Here is a 17,681-nt window from a genome sequence, read left to right as displayed (position 1 = left end):
CGGACGGCCTGCCCCTCACCCGCCGCTCGGGAGGGCATACCGTCGTTGTCGATGAGCCGGATCGCCGAAGACCAGCAACTGTCCTTCGACGAACTGGGACAGCCGCTGCGCGACGTCAGTTTCGTGGTCCTCGATCTGGAGACCACGGGCGGCCGGGCCGCCTCGGACGAGATCACCGAGATCGCCGCGGTCAAGGTGCGCGGCGGACGGACGATCGGAGAGTTCTCCACCCTGGTCAATCCGGGACGGCCGATACCTCCGAGCATCTCGTCGATCACCGGCATCACCGACGCCATGGTCGCCGACGCTCCGCCCCTGGCCGCCGTGCTGCCGTCTTTCCTGGAGTTCTGCGCGGGAAGCGCGCTGGTGGCGCACAACGCGAGCTTCGACACCGGCTTCCTGCGAGCCGCCTGCGAGCGGTCGGACCTGAGCTGGCCCGCACCGCCGGTGGTGTGCACCGTCCGACTGTCACGCCGCGTGCTCTCTCCCGACGAAACGCCGAACCACAAACTCGCCACCCTCGCCCGGGTCCTCGGCGCGAGAACCACGCCACGACACCGCGCGCTGGACGACGCGCGGGCCACGGTGGACGTGCTGCACGCCCTGCTGGAGCGGCTCGGAAGCCACCACGTGTACTCGTTGGAGGACCTGCTCGACTACCTGCCGCGAGTGACACCGCAGCAGCGCCGCAAGCGCACGCTGGCCGACGGGCTGCCCGACTCGCCGGGGGTCTACCTCTTCCTGGGCCCGAACGACGAGGTGCTCTACGTCGGGACGGCGACGTACCTGCGCAGACGAGTGCGCCAGTACTTCACGGCGGGTGAACGGCGCGGCAGGATGCGCGAAATGGTGGCGCTGGCCCATCGAGTGGACCACGTGGAGTGCGCGCACGCCCTGGAGGCCGAGGTCCGTGAACTGCGGCTGCTGGAAGCGCACCAGCCGCGCTACAACCGGAGGTCCAAGTTCCCGAGTTCCGTGTGGTGGATCTCGCTGACCGAGGAGCCGTTCCCCCGGCTGACGATCACCCGGAAACCCGGGAGCTCCTCGCTTGGGCCGTTCCGGAGCCGGAAGGCCGCCGGGAACGCGGTGGAGGCCCTGGAGGACGCCACCCGGTTGCGGGGCTGCACCGACCGGATTCCGAAAGGCGGGGGCTCCCGGCGGCACCCCTGTGCCGCGCACGAGATGGGACGCTGCGGCGCACCGTGCGTCGGATACGAGGGGACAACGGACTACGAACCACGGGTGGTACCGGTCCGGGAAGTGCTGTCGGGCAGCGGTGACTCCGCGCTCCGACGGCTGCGGGACACGATAGCGGAGCTGTCCGAGACGCGGCGCTTCGAGGAGGCTGCCACGCACCGGGATCGCCTAGCCGAGCTCGTCCGCGGCCTGGACCGGGGACACCGGCTGGCAGCGCTGGCATCGGTGCCGGAACTGGTGGCCGCGCGGCCGGATGGTTCCGGCGGCTGGCTGTTCGCGGTGGTGCGCCACGGCAGACTGGCCTCCGCCGGAACGGCGCCACGAGGCACCCCACCGATGCCTGTGGTGGACCGGCTCCAGGCGGCGGCCCGGACGGTGCTGCCGGGCGAAGGCCCCCTGCGTGGTGCTCAGGTGGACGAGGTCCAGGCGGTCCACCGGTGGCTCACCGGAGGGGACGCCAGGATGGTGCGGTGTGACTCCCCCTGGTCGGAACCGGCGGGTGCGGCGGGGAGCTGGCGCGAGTGGGCGGAGTCCGCCTCGAGGGCGCGCGTTCCCTACGAAGGAGCCGACTGACCGGGGTCACTCCTCGCTCCGCCGGACAACCCGCCGAGCGGGCCCCGGCCGCCGCCCGGCGCACCGCGCGGGTGCGGTCGTCGGCCGCTCAGCCGTCCTGCCCGGACAGATCACCGCTGGTTGTCACTCTGGTGGGACGCAGGTACACCGCGAGCTGTCCGGGACCGGCGATCTTGCCGCCCACCCGCTCGGCCTTCTCCGCACCGACGTAACGGGCCGCGACGGTGGTGGCGACCCGCAGCACCTCCGCCTGTTCGGCGGTGGTCTCCGCGTCGCCCTGGATCTGCACGAAGGTGCGGCCGCTCTGCTCGTCCACGCACATCGCCAGTCGCGGATCCCTGGCGATCGCCGCTGCCTTGGCGCTGTCCGCCGAGGTGTTGAACACGATCCGGTCCCCGTCCCGCGCGAACCACACCGGCACCACCAGCGGCCGACCGTCCGCCCCCAGGTAACCGACCTTGCCGGTGCGCCCTCCCTCGTCCAGGAACGAACGCACCTTCTCCGCCGTGATCGTCGTCATGGCGTCCACGGTAGTGCCGAGCCTCCCGTTGGGCACGTCGCCACGGAAAACGGACCGGCAGGAAAAAACCGGTCGGTCCGGGACGTACCGACGTCCCGAACCGACCGGTGATCACGACAGCGGCCTCGCGGCATCACTCCTCGGGTTGACGAGTCCTGCCACCGACCAGCTCGCCCCGCTCCGATTCCTCGGAGTCCTCGTCCTCCTGGTGCGCCTCCAGGCCGTGTTCCTCCTGGCGAGCGTGCTCCAGCGCGGCCGTCTCCACCGAGGGGTCCGGTTTGAGCCAGCCACCCTCGACCGGTTTGCCCGCCGCACCGAGCTTGTTCATCTTCTTCGGCACCGGGGCACCCTGGTACTCCAGCTCCACGGGATGGCCGTGGTCATCGACCGGTCCGAGCGGCTGGTGCACCTCGACGAACTCACCGTGCGGCAGCCGCTTGATGATGCCGGTCTCGATACCGTGCTCCAGCACCTCGCGGTCGGACCGCTGCAGCCCGATGCAGACGCGGTAGGTGATGAAGTACGCGATGGGCGGAGCCACCAGCAGACCGATCCTGCCGATCCAGGTCATCGCGTTCAACGAGATGTCGAACTTGAAGGCGATGATGTCGTTGGCACCCGAGATCATCAGCACTGAGAAGAAGGTCAGCGCCATCATGCCCAGGCTGGTGCGCACCGGAACGTCCCTCGGACGCTGGAGGAGATTGTGGTGCGCCTCGTCCCCGCTGAGCTTGCGCTCGATCAGCGGATAGGCGAGCGCGACGGTGAATATCAGCCCCATGAACAGCACCGTCGGGAAGAACACCGCGGGGATCGTGTACTCGCCCCACAGGTAGACCTCCCATGCGGGCCAGAGTCGGCTGGAACCGTCGGTCCAGATCATGTACCAGTCCGGCTGCGAGGCCGCCGACACCTGCGAGGCGTTGTACGGACCCAGGTGCCAGATCGGGTTGATCTGGAAGACACCGCCCATGATGGCCGTGACACCGGTGACGACGGCGAAGAAGCTGCCCGCCTTGGTGGCGAACACCGGCATGATCCGGACGCCGACGACGTTGCTCTCCTTGCGTCGCACACCGGGGAACTGGGTGTGCTTCTGGTACCAGACCAGCGCCAGGTGCACCGCGATCAGCCCGAGGATGATCCCCGGCAGCAGGAAGATGTGCATCATGTAGAAGCGCGGGATCAGCTCGGTGCCGGGGAACTCCCCGCCGAACAGGATCCAGTGGATCCAGGTGCCGACCACGGGGATGGACAGCGCGATCCCGGAGGCGATGCGCACACCGGTACCGGACAGCAGGTCGTCCGGCAGCGAGTAGCCGGTGAAGCCCTCGAACATGCCGAGGATGAACAGCAGGATGCCGATCATCCAGTTGGTCTCCCTGGGACGCCGGAACGCGCCCGTGAAGAACACCCGCAGCATGTGCGCCACGATCGAGGCCATGAACAGCAGCGCGGCCCAGTGGTGCACCTGCCTGGCGAACATTCCGCCGCGCACCTCGAAGGAGATGTCCAGCGCGCTGGCGAAGGCGCGGGACATCTCGATGCCGCGCAGGTTGGTGTAGGCGCCCTGGTACTGCACCTCGGCCATCGACGGGTCGAAGAAGAAGGCCAGGTAGGTACCGGTCAGCAGCAGCAGGACGAAGGTGTAGAGCGCCACCTCACCGAGCAGGAACGACCAGTGGGTGGGGAACACCTTGTTCATCTGCCGACGAAGGCCCGAGGCTACGTGGAACCGTTTGTCGACCTCGTCGGCCTGCTGGCCGACGGCACGCTGCAACGCACCTTCCGACTTGGTCGGGGTAGTGATCGAACTCATGAATTCCGCTCCCAGTAAGCCGGGCCGATCGGCTCGATGTAGTCGCTCCGCGCCACGAAGTAGCCCTCCTCGTCCACGGTGATCGGCAGCTGCGGCAGCGCGCGTGTCGCGGGACCGAAGACCGGCTTGGCGTAACTGTTGGCCACGTCGAACTGCGACTGGTGGCACGGGCAGAGCAAGCGGCCGGTCTGCGCCTCGTACAGCGAGGTGGGGCATCCCAGGTGGGTACAGATCTTCGAGTAGGCGTAGTAGTCGCCGTAGTTGAAGTCCTCCTGGCCCTTGCGCTCCACCGGGGAGTCACCCGGCCGCAGTCGGATCAACATGGTCGGGTTGTCGGAACGGCGCAACGCGTGCAGCAGCGCCTCCTCGTTGTGCCGCTCGGACTCCCGGAACGGGAAGACCGTCTCGAAGCCGCCCGGCGAGAGGTCCTGCGGGCGCACCAGCGAGATGTCGTGCGGATCGCCGGTGTTGCGACGCAGGTAGACCTTCTCACCGTTGGTCTGCATCCAGCCGGTGTGGTTCAGCGAGTCGGGCCCCGTCTCCGCCCAGGGGTTCTTGACCATGCCGCCGAGCACGAGCACACCGGTCCCGAGGCCGAAGGCCCCGGCGCCGAATCCGGCGGTCCGCTTGATCATCGAGCGCCGGGCGATGGTGCTGCGGTTGCCGGCGTCGGCCAGTTCCGCGACCGTGGTCTGGCGGTCCAGTTCGGAGGAACCGTGACCGTCGTGCCGCTGCTGCACCGCCGTCTCGTGCGGCATGAACTTCTTGGAGTACAGGATGGCCCCGATGCCCACCGACAGGATCGACAGCCCCAGGAAGAAGCCGATCAACGGGTTGTACAGCGAGTACAGGAAGTGGCCCCGCTCGTCGACCAGCGGGTTGACGTAGCGCCACGGCCAGAAGATGAACACGCCGATGAAGGCGAGGGCCGACAGTCCCGCCAGCGAGAACCAGGCCGCCACCGCGCGCTCCGCACGGCGTTCGGCACGGGTTCCCTTGACCGGCCAGGGGTCCGGGTACTCGACGAGCTCGACGTCGTCCTGGGCGAGTCCGAGACGTACCTTCTCGTCCCGGCTCATCTCCGCGAGCTCGGCGTCGGTCGGGTTGGTTCCCGCTCCCGCCGCGGCGTGCTCTTCGGCGGAGCGTTCCTCGTCGTGCTGTTCGCTGCTGCTGTGTCCGCTCATATCCCGCTCACTCATGCCCTGGCTCCGATCCACAGCGTGAGGCCGACGAGACTACCGAGCCCGATGACCCAGGCGACGACCGTCTCCGGGCCCGGACCGTAACCGCCGAGCGCGTTGCCCCCGGGGTTGTTGTTGCCGTCGGTCACCGACTTCACGTAGGCGATGATGTCCTTCTTCTCGTCCGGTGTGAGCTGGCGCTCGGAGAACTTGGGCATGTTCTCCGGTCCGGTCTCCATCGCCTCGTAGATCTGCTTCTCGGACGCGGGGTCCAGGTTCGGGGCGTACTTGCCCGAGGAAAGCGCGATACCGCGCCCGGTGAAGTTGTGACAGGAAGCGCAGTTCAACCGGAACAGCTCGGCACCGCGTGCGGGGTCGTCCCCCTGGAGCGCCTCGCCCTCCTCCTTGGGCTGCTCGGGTCCACCACCGACGGCCTGCGCGTAGGCTGCCAGCGCCTGGATCTCCTTCTCGGAGTACTTCGGAGACTTGCGCGGAGCTTGCGCCTCCTGCCGCATCAGCGGCATCCGGCCACTGGAGACCTGGAAGTGCACGGCCGCACCACCGACACCGATCAGGCTGGGGCCTCGATCCTCAACGCCCTGCAGGTTCTCGCCGTGGCAAGTGATGCAGGCTTTGCTGTAGAGCTCCTTACCCTGCCTGATCAGTGCCGGGTCCTCGGCCGCGGTGGCGGTTTGCGGCTCGGGGAGCAGCACGCTGTACAGGCCGCCCGCAGCCACCAAGGCGATTCCGAGCGCCAGCACACCCGAAAGCCGTCGCCGGAACTTGGAACCCGCGCGGTTGCGTTTCTTGTTGGTGGTCATGAGTGCGCAAAACCCTTGCTGTCATGTTCGGGGTGGTTCAGCGGCAACAACATCACGCTCTGACTTCTCGCCTCGCTGCCCTACCCATGGCTGTCACGACGTCCGCCGCCGCGTCACGGCACCAGGTAGATGACCATGAACAGGCCGATCCACACGATATCCACGAAGTGCCAGTAGTACGACACGACGATCGAGGCCACCGCCTGAGCCGGCGTGAACTTGCTCATCCTGGTGCGGATCATCAGGATCACGAACGCGATCAGCCCGCCGATCACGTGCAGCCCGTGGAAGCCCGTGGTCATGTAGAAGACGGTGCCGAACGCCGAGCTGGCCATCGTGGTGTGGTGCTCGGTGATCAGGGTGTAGTACTCGCCCGCCTGACCCAGCACGAAGACGAGTCCCATGGCGAGCGTGAGCATGTACCAGCGGCGGAGGCCGTAGACATCGCCGCGCTCCGCCGCGAACACACCCCACTGGCAGGTGAACGAGGAGGCCACCAGAATCACCGTGAACGGTAGGGCGTAGGCCACGTTGAGTTCCGCGGGCGGGGGTGGCCAGTGACCCTCGTTCTGGGCTTTCACCGTGAAGAACATGGCGAAAAGCCCCGCGAAGAACATCAGCTCGCTGGCCAACCAAACGATGGTGCCCACGCTGACCATGTTCGGCCGGTTCAGCGAGTGCACGCGTTGACTGATTGAGGGCGCTGCCGTTGTCACGCGACGCATTATGTCGCGGACGATTTCGCGGCGCCCGGTCGGGTCCCGGCAGCGCCTCGCTCACCTACTACGAGATCCACGGGAGGTTACCCCGCGTGAACATCCGCAATGGCCTGTCGCGTCTGCTTCGCCTGAAAGGGGGTTCTCGGGGTGCGGGATTCCCCGACCCGGACGACCCGAACCTGGTGATCGTGGTGGAGGCGGCGGACGAAACGGAGTCCGCCTCCGAAGTACTGGCCCGCTCACCTGCGTGGAACCCGGAAGCACCCGCCGTGCTGCGCTACCGCTTCGCGATCGGCACCACCGCGTCGCGAGACCTCCGCGCGCCACTGGAGGCCGAGGGATGGCTACTGCGCACCGGCACGGGAACGGAGAGCTCCACACCGACCGCCGAGCCGGAACCGGCGACACTGATCGCGCAGTGTGTTCGTCCGATCGATGCCGTGACGTGTGCCAGGGAGAACTCCCGCATGGTGGGACTGGCGCAGCGACACAGGGCACGTCTGCTCGGATGGCAGGCCCTGCAAGCCCCACTCCGGAATGATCGGCCACGTAAGTGAGGTGTATTACCCTCCGGAGCGCGGTCACGGATACGATGCGAACACGCGTGACCACCCGGCACGACCCCCGTCCTCGCCGGGCACACCGGCGACCAAGGAGTGTTCATGAGCACATCGACGAGCGACGTCCTCGTGTTCAGCCACCGCCAGGAAGTCCGTGAGGCGATCATCACAGCCGTCGGGCGCCGCCCTTCCCCCGACATCAGGCGGGTGCACTACATTGAGGCATCGACGGTGGCCGAGGTGATCGGCGAGGTGGACGCCGGAAACGTGGATCTGCTGATTCTCGACGGTGAGGCCCAGCCCACCGGCGGCATGGGAGTGTCACGGCAGCTGAAGAACGAACTCGCCTCGTGCCCGCCGACCGTGGTCACCGTGCGACGCAAGGACGACCGGTGGCTGGCAACCTGGTCCCAGGCGGACGCGGTACTTGTTCACCCGCTCGACCCGTTGGCGGCGGCAGAGTCGGTGGCCGAGGTGCTGCGTGCGCACGCACTGCCCGCCACCAGCGGCTGACACGGACTCTCGAGGACGCCAAGTGCAGACAGCGACAACGACCTGGCCCGACCTGCTGAACCGGCTCGTCTCCGGTGAGGACCTCGCCGTGGCGGAGACCGCCTGGGCCATGGACCAGGTCATGACCGGCGAAGCCACCCCGGCCCGAATAGCGGCGTTCGCGGTCGCGCTGCGCGCCAAGGGGGAAACCTCGTCCGAGATCACCGGCATGGCCGACGCGATGCTCGCGCACGCGCGTCGGCTGGAGGTCTCCCGCCGTGCGGTCGACGTGGTCGGCACCGGCGGGGACCGGGCCGGCACGGTCAACATCTCCACGATGACCTCGGTCGTGCTGGCTGCCTGCGGGGCGACGGTGGTCAAGCACGGCAACCGCGCGGCGTCCTCGAATTGCGGTACCGCCGACGTCCTCGAAGAGCTCGGGGTCGCGATCGACCTGCCCCCGGCCGGCGTCGCGCACTGCGTGGCCGAGCTGGGAATAGGCTTCTGCTTCGCGGGACTGTTCCACCCGGCCATGAAGCACGCCTCGGCCCCCCGGCGGGAGATCGGGATTCCTACCGCGTTCAACGTGCTCGGACCGCTGACCAACCCGGCTCGCCCCAGCACCGGCCTGATCGGTTGCGCGGACCGGAGGCTGGCTCCGGTGATGGCCGAGGTCTTCGCACGACGTGGCCACTCGGTGCTGCTGGTCAGCGGTGAGGACGGCATGGACGAGATCACCACCACCACGAGCACCACAGCCTGGGTCATCGGCGACGGCCGGGTCCGGCAGGAACGGATCGAACCGACCGAACTGGGACTGCCGCTGGTCGAGGCCGAACAACTCCGGGGCGGCGACGCCACGGTGAACGCGGGAGTGGTTCGCGACCTGCTGGACGGCCACCGGGGCCCGGTCCGCGATGCCGTGCTGCTGAACACGGCGGGGGCGCTGGCCGCCTACGAAGGGCCCGTCACCGACCTGAACGAACGGCTGGGCCACGGCCTGGAACGTGCGGCCGAGGCCATCGACTCGGGTGCCGCCGCACGCCTGCTCGACTCCTGGGCGCAGCTCTCCGGCAAGCTGCGGGAGAGCGGGTGAGCGCGGACGACTCCGGTTTCGCACCATCCGCCGGTGAAGCCGCTGGTGGTGGCTCCGGGAATCGTCTCGGGGTGAGGCTGCCCAGGGGAAGACGAAAAGGTCCTGGACCAGCCGCTACCAGCGGAGGCGGCGTTCCACGTGCCCGAGAGACGGCACCCTGACCACGAACTACCGCCATCTTCACTGAATACGCGTACGCGTGGGCGATACGGTTCAGGCTCGCTTCGACGCGGCAGGCGACGGACAACCACTCCCGCGGCTCGCGAAAAAGGCCCGACGCTGGGTAGCAACTACCCGAGGTCGGGCCTGGCCGCGGCGAGAGCCGTGCGTGAGGTTCCGCCAACCGGGCAGGCAAGCAAACCGTGCCCGAGTCGAATCCCTCAGGACTCCAGACCGATGGAGAAGGTGGCCTCGGTGTCCAGCTTCGAGTACGAGCGGAACGCGATGTGGGTGTCGGTGTCCAGCACTCCCTCGACCTTGTTGATCGCGCCCGGCACGATCTCGGCGATCCGCTCGTGCTCGGAGGCCCGGATCATCGCGATCAGGTCGACGTCACCCGCGCAGGAGTAGACCTCGGTGACACCGTCGATGTCGGCGATCTCCTGGGCGGCCTCGGTCAGGCGCTCAGCTGCGGTTCGGATCAACACGAACGCGGTAATCACGGTTGGGGACCTCCTGCTGCGGGACTCGGGGCGACTCGTGCGCACCGAGTGAAGGCACCTGACGGCTCACTCGTGGTTGGGGCCGGTGTGGTACTCGAAGACCAGACCGGACACGGTGATCAGCACCGCTCCGGCGCTGAGCACGATCATCCACACGTGCCCGAAGGCGAGCGCCACGCCGGTCAGGGCCGAAGCGGCCGCCAGCCCGAAGGGCCAGTAGCTGCCGGGGCTGAAGAACCCGAGGTCACCCGCGCCGTCACTGATCTCGGCCTCGTCCCGGTCCTCCGGCCGCAGCTCGATGCGCCGTGCCACGAACTGGAAGTAACTGCCGATCAGCAACGACAGCGCACCGACCAGGATCAGCGCCACCGTACCCACGGGTTCCTTGGCCCAGAGTCCGTAGACCAGGGCCGACAGGAAGAAGAAGAAGGTAATGATGTTGAAAATCTTGGCTTCGACCCTCATGGAGTCCTCACTCTCACCCCGTGCGCCGCGCGCGACGCACTCGGACCTGGTTCCCCGTCCACACCGTCAGTCGCCCGCGCCGACGGTCTGACCACCCTGGGTCTGCGGCGTCGAGCTCTGCCGGTCGGGATCGAACGGGATTGTCGTCACCGAGTTCGGGTCGCAGAGCTCACCGCAGTCCATCTCGGTCAGCGCCTCGGCCGTGGTGTAGGGCTGGCCCGTGCTGGGGTTCACCCGCGTACGCAGATCCATGAAGCGCTCGAACTTGTCCGGCGAGAGCGCGCGGACCTCGAAGTTCATCATCGAGTGGTAGGTGCCGCAGAGTTCCGCGCAACGTCCGACGAACGATCCCTCGCGGTCGATCGTGTTCTGGAAGACGTTGTCCTGATTGTTCTTGTCCGGGTGCGGGAAGGTGTCCCGCTTGAAGTGGAACTTGGGGACGAAGAACGAGTGGATGACGTCATTGGAACTGAGCCGGTACTCGACGTTGGAGTCGGTCGGCAACACCAGCAGCGGAGTCCAGTCGGTCGTGCCGACGGTGCTGACCGCTTCCCCGTTCGGCGTGGTGTAGCCGGGGTAGCGGAACTCCCAGTTCCACTGGAACGAGATCACGTCGACGGCGACGTCGGGTTCCTCCTCGGCCTGCACCTCCTGCTGGGTGGTGGCCGTGAAGTAGAACAGCACGACGACCATGACGAAGGGGATGACCGTGTATATGATCTCGAGCGGGTTGTTGTACTGGAACTGACGAGGCAGCTCGTCACTCTTCTTGCGGTGGAAGGTCACCGTCCAGAAGATCAGCCCCCACACCAGTACACCCACCGCGAGAGCCGCGATCACCGACCAGGTCCACAGCTGGCGCATGGCATCGGCGTCACTGGTGACACCGGTGGGCCAGCCGAACCGCAGGACCTGGTCAGGCGAGCAGCCCGTGGCCACGACACACACCAAGCCGACCAGTCCACCGACCTTGACCAGCCGTGGCACTCGGGTCCCGTCTTTCAGGGCCACTGCGCGACGCCTCCTCCATGTGAAACTCACCGGCACGGCGCTGGCGTTGCTCCCCCGACCCCTGGTTCGAGGCGGGAAGATCGGCCGCCGGAATACTGTAGCGACCCTAGCCCAGTAGTAGCCGCGATACTGCTCCGGGGTCGTGACGCCGCCCGAATCATGGTCGTGCCCACGACCGAAGATCACCACTCAGCGGGCCCGTCACGCGACGCGCGGCGGAGACTCCCCGGGGCGACACGCGCACGGGCACAATGAACCCGTGCGTGCGGCCCTCACGCCGCCACACGGCATACTGTAGGACGATCACCCCTACTGGGCTTGAGCGAACCCGACAACCCGCGACACGAGAGGTGCGCGAGACGCGTGTGCGGCCTGCTTGGACTGGTTTGTCCCACCGAAGAGAACGCAAGCAACGCAACGAACGCGGTGGCCAACGCGCTGCCGTGTCAGCGGCACCGAGGACCGGACGAGAGCGACACGTGGCAGGGAGGCGAAGTCGTCTTCGGCTTCAACCGCCTGTCGGTCATCGACGTCGAGCATTCGCACCAGCCGCTGAGCTGGGGCCCACCGGAGTCACCGGGCCGATACACGATCCTGTTCAACGGTGAGATCTACAACTACCTGGAGCTGCGGGCCGAGCTGACCGAGCAGTACGGCGCCACGTTCAACACCGACGGCGACAGTGAGACGATCATCGTCGCCTACCACTATCTGGGAACCTCGATGGTGGGACGACTGCGCGGGATGTTCGCCTTTCTGATCTGGGACAACGAGCGACACGTGGTCTTCGGTGCGCGGGACCCCTTCGGGATCAAACCGATGTACTACGCGACCGGCCCCAACGGAGTCGCCTTCGCCAGCGAGAAGAAAAGCCTGCTGCACCTGGCGGCCACCCTCGGGATCAACGAGGACGTCGACCGCCGTTCCCTGCAGCACTACCTGCTGCTGCAGTACGTGCCGGAACCGGAATCGCTGCACCGCTCGATCCGGCGGATCGAGTCGGGGACCTCGTTCACCGTGGCGCCGGGCGGCCAGCTGGTCACCGAGCGGTACTTCTCCCCCAACTTCACCGCACGTGAGATTCACAACGACGGCGAGGCCAACCGACTGCACAACGAGATCGTCGACGTGATGCGCGACTCGGTCGCCAAGCACATGCGCGCCGACGTCACGGTCGGGGCCTTCCTGTCCGGCGGGATCGACTCGACCGCCATCGCCGCGCTGGCCAAGGAGCACAACCCGGACCTGATCACGTTCACCACCGGGTTCGAGCGGCAGGGCTACTCGGAAGTCGACGTGGCGGCGGAGTCGGCGGCGGCCATCGGTGTCAAGCACGTCGTGCGGACCGTTTCCGCGGAAGAGATGATGCGGACGCTGCCGCTGATCATCTGGTATCTCGACGACCCGGTCGCCGACCCGGCCCTGGTGCCGCTGTGGTTCATCGCCCGGGAGGCGCGCAAACACGTCAAGGTCGTGCTCTCCGGGGAGGGCGCCGACGAGCTGTTCGGCGGCTACTCGATCTACCGGGAGCCGCTTTCGCTCGCGCCGTTCGAACGCGTCCCCGGCTCGGTGCGCAAGGTGATGGGGCGGGTCTCGACCGCGATCCCGGAGGGCGTGCGCGGCAAGGACCTGCTCCGCAGGGGCGCGCTGCCGCTGGAGGAGCGCTACTACGGCAACGCGCGGATCTTCCGGGACGAGCAGCTGCGGAACCTGCTGCCGGACTTCGACCCGAACGTCTCGCACACCGACGTGACCGCGGCTGCCTACCGGACCTCGCAGGGCTGGGACCCGGTGACCCGGATGCAGCACGTGGACCTGTTCACGTGGCTGCGGGGCGACATCCTGGTCAAGGCCGACAAGGTCACCATGGCCAACTCGCTGGAACTGCGGGTGCCGTTCCTCGATCACGAGGTGTTCCGCACCGCGAGCACGATCCCGCTGGAACAGAAGATCACCAAGGAGACCACCAAGTACGCGCTGCGCCGCGCGCTGGCCAAGGTGGTGCCCGGCCACGTGCTCAACCGGCGCAAGCTCGGTTTCCCGGTCCCCATCCGGCACTGGCTGCGCGACGAGATGCACGACTGGGCACGCGACATCATCAAGGAGTCGCAGACCGACGCCCTGTTGAACAAACCCGCCGTGCTGCAGCTGCTGGAGGAGCACCGTTCCGGCGTGCTCGACCACAGCCGCAGGTTGTGGGCGCTGCTGGTGTTCATGATCTGGCACGGGATATTCGTGGAGAACCGGCTCACGCCAGAGGTGCCGGAGCCCCACTACCCCGTGAAGCTTTAGTGAATCTCTCGATTCTTCTCGGCTCGGTTTGCGCGACGGTGCGGATAGCGGAACCTCTCGCACGGCTCTCGCCGTGGGAGGCCCGACATCGGGTAGCGAACACAACGTCGGGCCCTCCTCGCGAGAGCCGCACGCGAGAACCCGCGGCGGTGCCGACCGCGAGGGTGGCCGGAGTTCAGCTTTGAGGCATCGCTTGCGCGGCGATTTCGCGAGAAATCGCCGCGCAAGCGAGTCGAGGGGCGGTGTTCAGCCGGCGGTGGAGGTCGACGTCGCGGTGCCGCGCTCCGGCGCGGTCGCCGGAAGGATGTCGTGCCAGCGGTTGAAGACGTTGTCGGGGTCGTACTCGGCCTTGACCCGCGCCAGTCGCCGGTAGTTGTCCTCGCCGTAACCCGCCCTGACCCGATCCTCGCCCTCGTCGCCGATGAAGTTGAGGTAGACGGCCCCGGTGCTCCACGGACGCATGTCGGCGCGCAGTTCGCGCACCCAGCGGACGGCGCTCTCGTCAGTGGCGGGATCCGACCACAGACCGAAGGGGTGTACCACCCACGGAACCGAGTGGTCCGACATCGCCGCCCCCACGCCGTCGGCCGCGACCGCCCCACCCCACGGGAACAGCACGTGCTGCGACGGGGAGGGGACCGGCATGTCGTGGGCCCGGGCGCAGAACCGATCCAACGCCTCGTCGGGCAGCTCGGCCATGTACTCGGCGGACCAGTAGTTGCGGTAGCCGGGCGGGTCGTCGAGCAGCGACTGCAGGTCGGCGTAGTCGATGTCGTCGATCAACTCCCCGGCCGGTCGCAGTCCCAGCAGGGGGCGGATCAACTCGCGCAGCCGTGTCTGATTCCCCATGAAGGTGACCAGCACCGCGCAGCAGAGGGCATCGACGAGTTCGGCGGGCACGAACTCCTCCGGCGGCCCGTTCAGGTAGATCAGACCACCGCTGATCTCGTCCGGCGCCCCTGCGATGAAGTCCCGGTACTCGCCCGCCACGGCACGTCCGCGCTCGGCGGGCCAGATCAGCAGCGCCATCGAGAACTCCGGGATCTCGTGCAACCGGAACGTCAACGAAGTGGCGATGCCGAAGTTGCCCCCACCACCGTGCAGCGCCCAGAACAGCTCCGGGTTCCGCTCGGCGTCGGCGCTCACTCTCGACCCCGAGGCGGTGAGGAGGTCCACCGAGACCAGACTGTCGCAGGCCAACCCCCATTTCCGCTCCATCCAACCGGAACCGCCTCCCAGCGTCAGTCCCGCTACCCCGGTGGTGGAAACCCGCCCGCCGGTGGTGGCGAGGTGGTACGGCCGGGTAGCACCGTCGAACTCCCCCCAGAGCGTGCCGCCGCCCACGGTGGCAAGACGTCCGGCGGGGTCCACCGACACGTGGTTGAACCGGCGCATGTCGATGACCAGCCCGCCGTCGACGAGACTCGCGCCCGCGACGCTGTGCCCGCCGCCTCGTACCGCGATCTCCAGCTCGTGCTCCCGCGCGAACCCCAGTGCCCGGCGAACGTCCTCGACGTCGGCGCACTCGGCGATGGCTGCGGGACGGTCCTCGATCATCGCGTTGAAGATCTCGCGCCGTCGCGCGTAGTCCGCGTCCCACGGGGTGCGGATCGCGCCGTGGAACCGAGCACGGAGCTGTTCGAACGCTCCGGCTTTTCCGTCCTGTCCGTTCATCTCCGGTCACCTCGACTTCGGGCCGTCGAGTCGTCAACGAACGGTTCCGGTGAGCCGCCCGTACCACCAACGCTAGGAAGCACCGGACAGCGACGACAGGGCACGAAGTCCACAGCCTCCCCGAGGGGTCCGGTCCCACCGCTCGGGAAGTCCGGCCCCCGGATGTTCTCCGGGGCACCGGACTCGTCGGGCCGTTCGACACCGGCACCGGTCAGCCGGTGTAGCGACGGGCCACCACCTCCGGTGTGTCCAGGTTCCTGCCCGCGTCCATGTTGTGGGCCAGCTGGACGAACTGGCTCATGGACCACGCGAGCGGAGTGGCCGCTCCCGTTCCCTCGCCGAATACGAATCCGTCACCGGACTCGCGGTCCCAGACCTGCTCGGGGATGAGGTAGCCCTCGTTGGCCATCCCGGCCATCGTCTCCAGGTGGGTACCGGCCGAACCACCGGAGGCGATCTCGTATTCACCGCGTTCGCCGGTCAACAGCGGCCACAACCTGCCGATACCCTCTCCCGTGTAGGGCTCGCCCCCGGTGGCCTCGCCGTAACCGTCGTGGTTGTAGCGATACCAGCCGGGACCGTTCGGAGTCATGACTCGCAGCCGCTCGTCGGTTTCGGGCAGCGAGTCGAGCACCGCCGGATCGTCGGCGGGCTTGACGCCGAGTCGCACCAACTCCAGGAATCCCGCGTCGACCACGGCGCGCTCGTCGTGGCAGCCCCCGCCGTTGTTCAGGCACAGCCGGTGGCCGTTGTTCGGATCACCGTCGTCGTCCACGCGCTGGTAGTACTCGCCGTCACCGTGCGGACCGTTCGTGGTGAAGGTCCAGTCCTCGACCTCGCGCTGCCACTCGTCGGCGGTGGTGAGATACCGCCGCGCGGCTCGGTGGTCACCGTGCTGCCGGGCGATGTCGGCCGCGGTGACCAGGCCCGCGATCTCGGCCGCGATGGTCGACGGGGAGTAGCCGCTCTCCTCTTCCCAACGCTCCTGCGGCGTGGCGGGACCGTTCTCGACGATGAAGTCGGCGGACTCGCGGAGCTTGGCCCACTCCTCGTCACCGGTCCGGCCGAGCTGGTGCGCCAGCACGATGGGGTAGGCGACTTCGTCCAACTGCAGACTCGGCCAGTGCGGTTCGCCGTCGAGCCAGGTGTTCTGCGGGAACGAACCGTCCTGTCGCCACTGCACGTCCAGCAGGTAGTCGAGCGCCCGGTTCGCGGCGGCACGGTCACCCATCGCCATCGCCGCCGTCGCGGTATGGTACAGATCACGCGCCCAGACCAGATGGTAGCCACCGGTACAACAGCTGTCGGCGTTCTTGGCGCCTCCCCAGGGGATCGAGGTGGACGCCACGAAAGCGCCCCGGTAGGTCTTGTCCTCCTGGGACTTCAGCGTCATGGCGGCGACGTTGTACTGGGTGATCAGCCCACGCGAGGCGACGGAGCGGGGGACGTGGTCGATCGAGGCGAGGTAGCGGTGCCAGCCGACGTCGTACCCACGCCTGGCCGCGTTGTAGCCGTCCGCCAGCGCGGCCCGTGCGGTCGACTTCGCCGCCGCCCTGTCGGCGCCGAAGCCGAGGGCGAGTGTGAAGGTGCTGTCGGTGCCGACCGGGATGCGTGCCGTCTGCACCAGGTTGCCGGGGTCGGCGGCCCGGTCGTAGCGGTTGTCGAGCCGGTGGTCGGCCCCGAGGTCACGGTAACCGTCGCTGGCGGTACCGCTGTAGCCGCTCGTGACGGCGTCGAATCCGTTCGACGAGGCCAGCGCGCTGGCCACTTCGCCGTCGCTGGCGACCAGGGTCCCCTCGGACGTGGCTCCGCTGTCGCCCATCCCGCTGCCGTTCAGCGAGGGGTTGTAGAGCGCGTAGAGCCGTAACGGGCCGCCTTCGAGCACCTCGAAACGCGTCCGGACCAGCAGCGCCGAACGCCGGGGGTCGGTTACGTAGGTCTTGGTGATGCGGTACCTGCCGTCGCGGTCGGTGTTGACCTGCCGGTACCGCAGCGAGCGCGAGTCGGGTAGCCGGATCTCACGCGTGGTGGCGTCGCGCTCCAGTTCGGTGAAGCTGCGCCCGTCGCTGACGACGTACTGCATGTCCTGCACGTTCGGCACGTCCAGGCGCGGGTAGTAGACCTCGTTGAGGATTCCCTGCCCCAGGGTGTGCCAGACCTTCGACTCCAACGTGGTGGAAGTACCGACACCTCGCTTCGCTCCCGTCGTCCACGCCGAGGAGATGCCCGGGGCGCCCGGGGCGGATGTGGGGGCGGCTCCGGCCGGCGCTTCCACCACGAGGCCGGCCACCAGGGCGAACACGGCGGCGGGGAGCACGGTCGCGCGGCCGCCCTCGCGCCACCTTCGCCGCTTCGGCGGTGATGCCATCTTGGAATCCTCTCCACTGCTCGAAAGGTCGGTGAACCACCTCCCGGGGACCGCACGAGGCCCGGCCGGTGATTCGTTCGGCACGGGGTTCTACACACGTAACGGCACTTGCGCAATCGATAAAGAAGAGTTCCCGGCAAAAGGGTTTCTTTCAGCTGTCAAGAATTTCCGGATCGCCACCCGGAGAAATCCGGATCGGAACCGAAACGAGCGGGAAACCCCTGAGGAGAT

15 protein-coding genes are annotated in these 17,681 nt (G+C 67.8%); 5 read left to right on the top strand and 10 right to left on the bottom strand.

Annotated elements, in window-relative coordinates; all coding sequences use genetic code 11:
- Window positions 1-51 precede the first annotated feature (51 nt).
- Window positions 52-1,770: a DEDD exonuclease domain-containing protein gene (locus BLQ75_RS09125; RefSeq protein ID WP_092600631.1), complete on the top strand. Its 1,719-nt coding sequence runs from the start codon at window positions 52-54 to the stop codon at window positions 1,768-1,770.
- A gap of 88 nt (window positions 1,771-1,858) precedes the next feature.
- On the opposite strand, the gene BLQ75_RS09120 is transcribed toward BLQ75_RS09125, so the two are convergent.
- The 5 genes from BLQ75_RS09120 to ctaE form a co-directional block, all read right to left on the bottom strand.
- Window positions 1,859-2,290, bottom strand: coding sequence for a TIGR03618 family F420-dependent PPOX class oxidoreductase (locus BLQ75_RS09120; protein WP_092600629.1), 432 nt, complete (start codon window positions 2,288-2,290; stop codon window positions 1,859-1,861).
- 133 nt (window positions 2,291-2,423) lie between these two features.
- The gene (gene qcrB / locus BLQ75_RS09115; RefSeq protein ID WP_092600627.1) at window positions 2,424-4,109 is read right to left on the bottom strand and encodes a cytochrome bc1 complex cytochrome b subunit; all 1,686 of its coding nucleotides are present in this window, start codon (window positions 4,107-4,109) and stop codon (window positions 2,424-2,426) included.
- A complete protein-coding gene (gene qcrA / locus BLQ75_RS09110; protein ID WP_244515357.1) occupies window positions 4,106-5,308 on the bottom strand; it encodes a cytochrome bc1 complex Rieske iron-sulfur subunit in 1,203 nt (400 codons plus the stop codon). The genes qcrB and qcrA overlap by 4 nt, the downstream gene beginning before the upstream one ends.
- Window positions 5,305-6,111, bottom strand: coding sequence for a cytochrome bc1 complex diheme cytochrome c subunit (gene qcrC, locus BLQ75_RS09105; RefSeq protein ID WP_092600625.1), 807 nt, complete (start codon window positions 6,109-6,111; stop codon window positions 5,305-5,307). Before qcrC ends, qcrA begins: the two co-directional genes overlap by 4 nt.
- Before the next feature lie 113 nt (window positions 6,112-6,224).
- The gene (gene ctaE, locus BLQ75_RS09100) at window positions 6,225-6,836 is read right to left on the bottom strand and encodes an aa3-type cytochrome oxidase subunit III (protein WP_170837407.1); all 612 of its coding nucleotides are present in this window, start codon (window positions 6,834-6,836) and stop codon (window positions 6,225-6,227) included.
- Window positions 6,837-6,922: 86 nt separating this feature from the next.
- On the opposite strand from ctaE, the gene BLQ75_RS09095 reads away from it, so the two are divergent.
- The 3 genes from BLQ75_RS09095 to trpD all read left to right on the top strand — a co-directional run bounded on the left by BLQ75_RS09095 (window position 6,923) and on the right by trpD (window position 8,978).
- On the top strand, window positions 6,923-7,387 hold the full coding sequence (locus BLQ75_RS09095) for a hypothetical protein (RefSeq protein WP_211481263.1): 465 nt from the start codon (window positions 6,923-6,925) through the stop codon (window positions 7,385-7,387).
- Between the two features lie 105 nt (window positions 7,388-7,492).
- Entirely contained in the window at window positions 7,493-7,903 is a 411-nt protein-coding gene (locus tag BLQ75_RS09090; protein WP_092600622.1) for a hypothetical protein, read from the top strand.
- A gap of 22 nt (window positions 7,904-7,925) precedes the next feature.
- Window positions 7,926-8,978 (top strand): anthranilate phosphoribosyltransferase, encoded by a 1,053-nt coding sequence (gene trpD / locus BLQ75_RS09085; protein ID WP_092600620.1) that lies wholly within the window; start codon window positions 7,926-7,928, stop codon window positions 8,976-8,978.
- Window positions 8,979-9,358: 380 nt separating this feature from the next.
- Here the strand turns inward: trpD and BLQ75_RS09080 are convergent, their stop codons facing one another.
- The 3 genes from BLQ75_RS09080 to ctaC form a co-directional block, all read right to left on the bottom strand.
- Complete coding sequence (locus BLQ75_RS09080; protein ID WP_043574225.1) at window positions 9,359-9,640, bottom strand: Lrp/AsnC family transcriptional regulator; 282 nt, start codon at window positions 9,638-9,640, stop codon at window positions 9,359-9,361.
- Window positions 9,641-9,706: 66 nt separating this feature from the next.
- Window positions 9,707-10,105: a cytochrome c oxidase subunit 4 gene (locus tag BLQ75_RS09075; RefSeq protein ID WP_043574223.1), complete on the bottom strand. Its 399-nt coding sequence runs from the start codon at window positions 10,103-10,105 to the stop codon at window positions 9,707-9,709.
- Between the two features lie 66 nt (window positions 10,106-10,171).
- Complete coding sequence (gene ctaC / locus BLQ75_RS09070; RefSeq protein ID WP_092600618.1) at window positions 10,172-11,116, bottom strand: aa3-type cytochrome oxidase subunit II; 945 nt, start codon at window positions 11,114-11,116, stop codon at window positions 10,172-10,174.
- A 363-nt stretch (window positions 11,117-11,479) separates the two neighbouring features.
- Here ctaC and asnB point away from each other — a divergent pair, with 363 nt between their 5' ends.
- Window positions 11,480-13,408, top strand: a complete 1,929-nt coding sequence (asnB, locus tag BLQ75_RS09065; protein ID WP_092600616.1) for an asparagine synthase (glutamine-hydrolyzing) — start codon at window positions 11,480-11,482, stop codon at window positions 13,406-13,408.
- A gap of 246 nt (window positions 13,409-13,654) precedes the next feature.
- Here the strand turns inward: asnB and BLQ75_RS09060 are convergent, their stop codons facing one another.
- Complete coding sequence (locus BLQ75_RS09060; RefSeq protein WP_092600614.1) at window positions 13,655-15,082, bottom strand: FAD-binding oxidoreductase; 1,428 nt, start codon at window positions 15,080-15,082, stop codon at window positions 13,655-13,657.
- Window positions 15,083-15,293: 211 nt separating this feature from the next.
- On the bottom strand, window positions 15,294-17,450 hold the full coding sequence (locus BLQ75_RS09055) for a glucan 1,4-alpha-glucosidase (protein ID WP_092600612.1): 2,157 nt from the start codon (window positions 17,448-17,450) through the stop codon (window positions 15,294-15,296).
- Between the last annotated feature and the right edge of the window lie 231 nt (window positions 17,451-17,681).

This window comes from Actinopolyspora xinjiangensis, assembly GCF_900104475.1.
GTDB lineage: Bacteria > Actinomycetota > Actinomycetes > Mycobacteriales > Pseudonocardiaceae > Actinopolyspora > Actinopolyspora xinjiangensis.
This window is presented reverse-complemented; position numbering and strand designations above follow the sequence as displayed.

Coding starts and splice junctions, on each gene's coding strand:
- BLQ75_RS09055 (WP_092600612.1), bottom strand. CDS start 17,450: ATGGCATCACCGCCGAAGCGGCGAAGGTGGCGCGAGGGCGGCCGCGCG.
- BLQ75_RS09120 (WP_092600629.1), bottom strand. CDS start 2,290: ATGACGACGATCACGGCGGAGAAGGTGCGTTCGTTCCTGGACGAGGGA.
- qcrA (WP_244515357.1), bottom strand. CDS start 5,308: ATGAGTGAGCGGGATATGAGCGGACACAGCAGCAGCGAACAGCACGAC.
- qcrC (WP_092600625.1), bottom strand. CDS start 6,111: ATGACCACCAACAAGAAACGCAACCGCGCGGGTTCCAAGTTCCGGCGA.
- BLQ75_RS09125 (WP_092600631.1), top strand. CDS start 52: ATGAGCCGGATCGCCGAAGACCAGCAACTGTCCTTCGACGAACTGGGA.
- BLQ75_RS09075 (WP_043574223.1), bottom strand. CDS start 10,105: ATGAGGGTCGAAGCCAAGATTTTCAACATCATTACCTTCTTCTTCTTC.
- ctaE (WP_170837407.1), bottom strand. CDS start 6,836: ATGCGTCGCGTGACAACGGCAGCGCCCTCAATCAGTCAACGCGTGCAC.
- qcrB (WP_092600627.1), bottom strand. CDS start 4,109: ATGAGTTCGATCACTACCCCGACCAAGTCGGAAGGTGCGTTGCAGCGT.
- BLQ75_RS09060 (WP_092600614.1), bottom strand. CDS start 15,082: ATGAACGGACAGGACGGAAAAGCCGGAGCGTTCGAACAGCTCCGTGCT.
- BLQ75_RS09090 (WP_092600622.1), top strand. CDS start 7,493: ATGAGCACATCGACGAGCGACGTCCTCGTGTTCAGCCACCGCCAGGAA.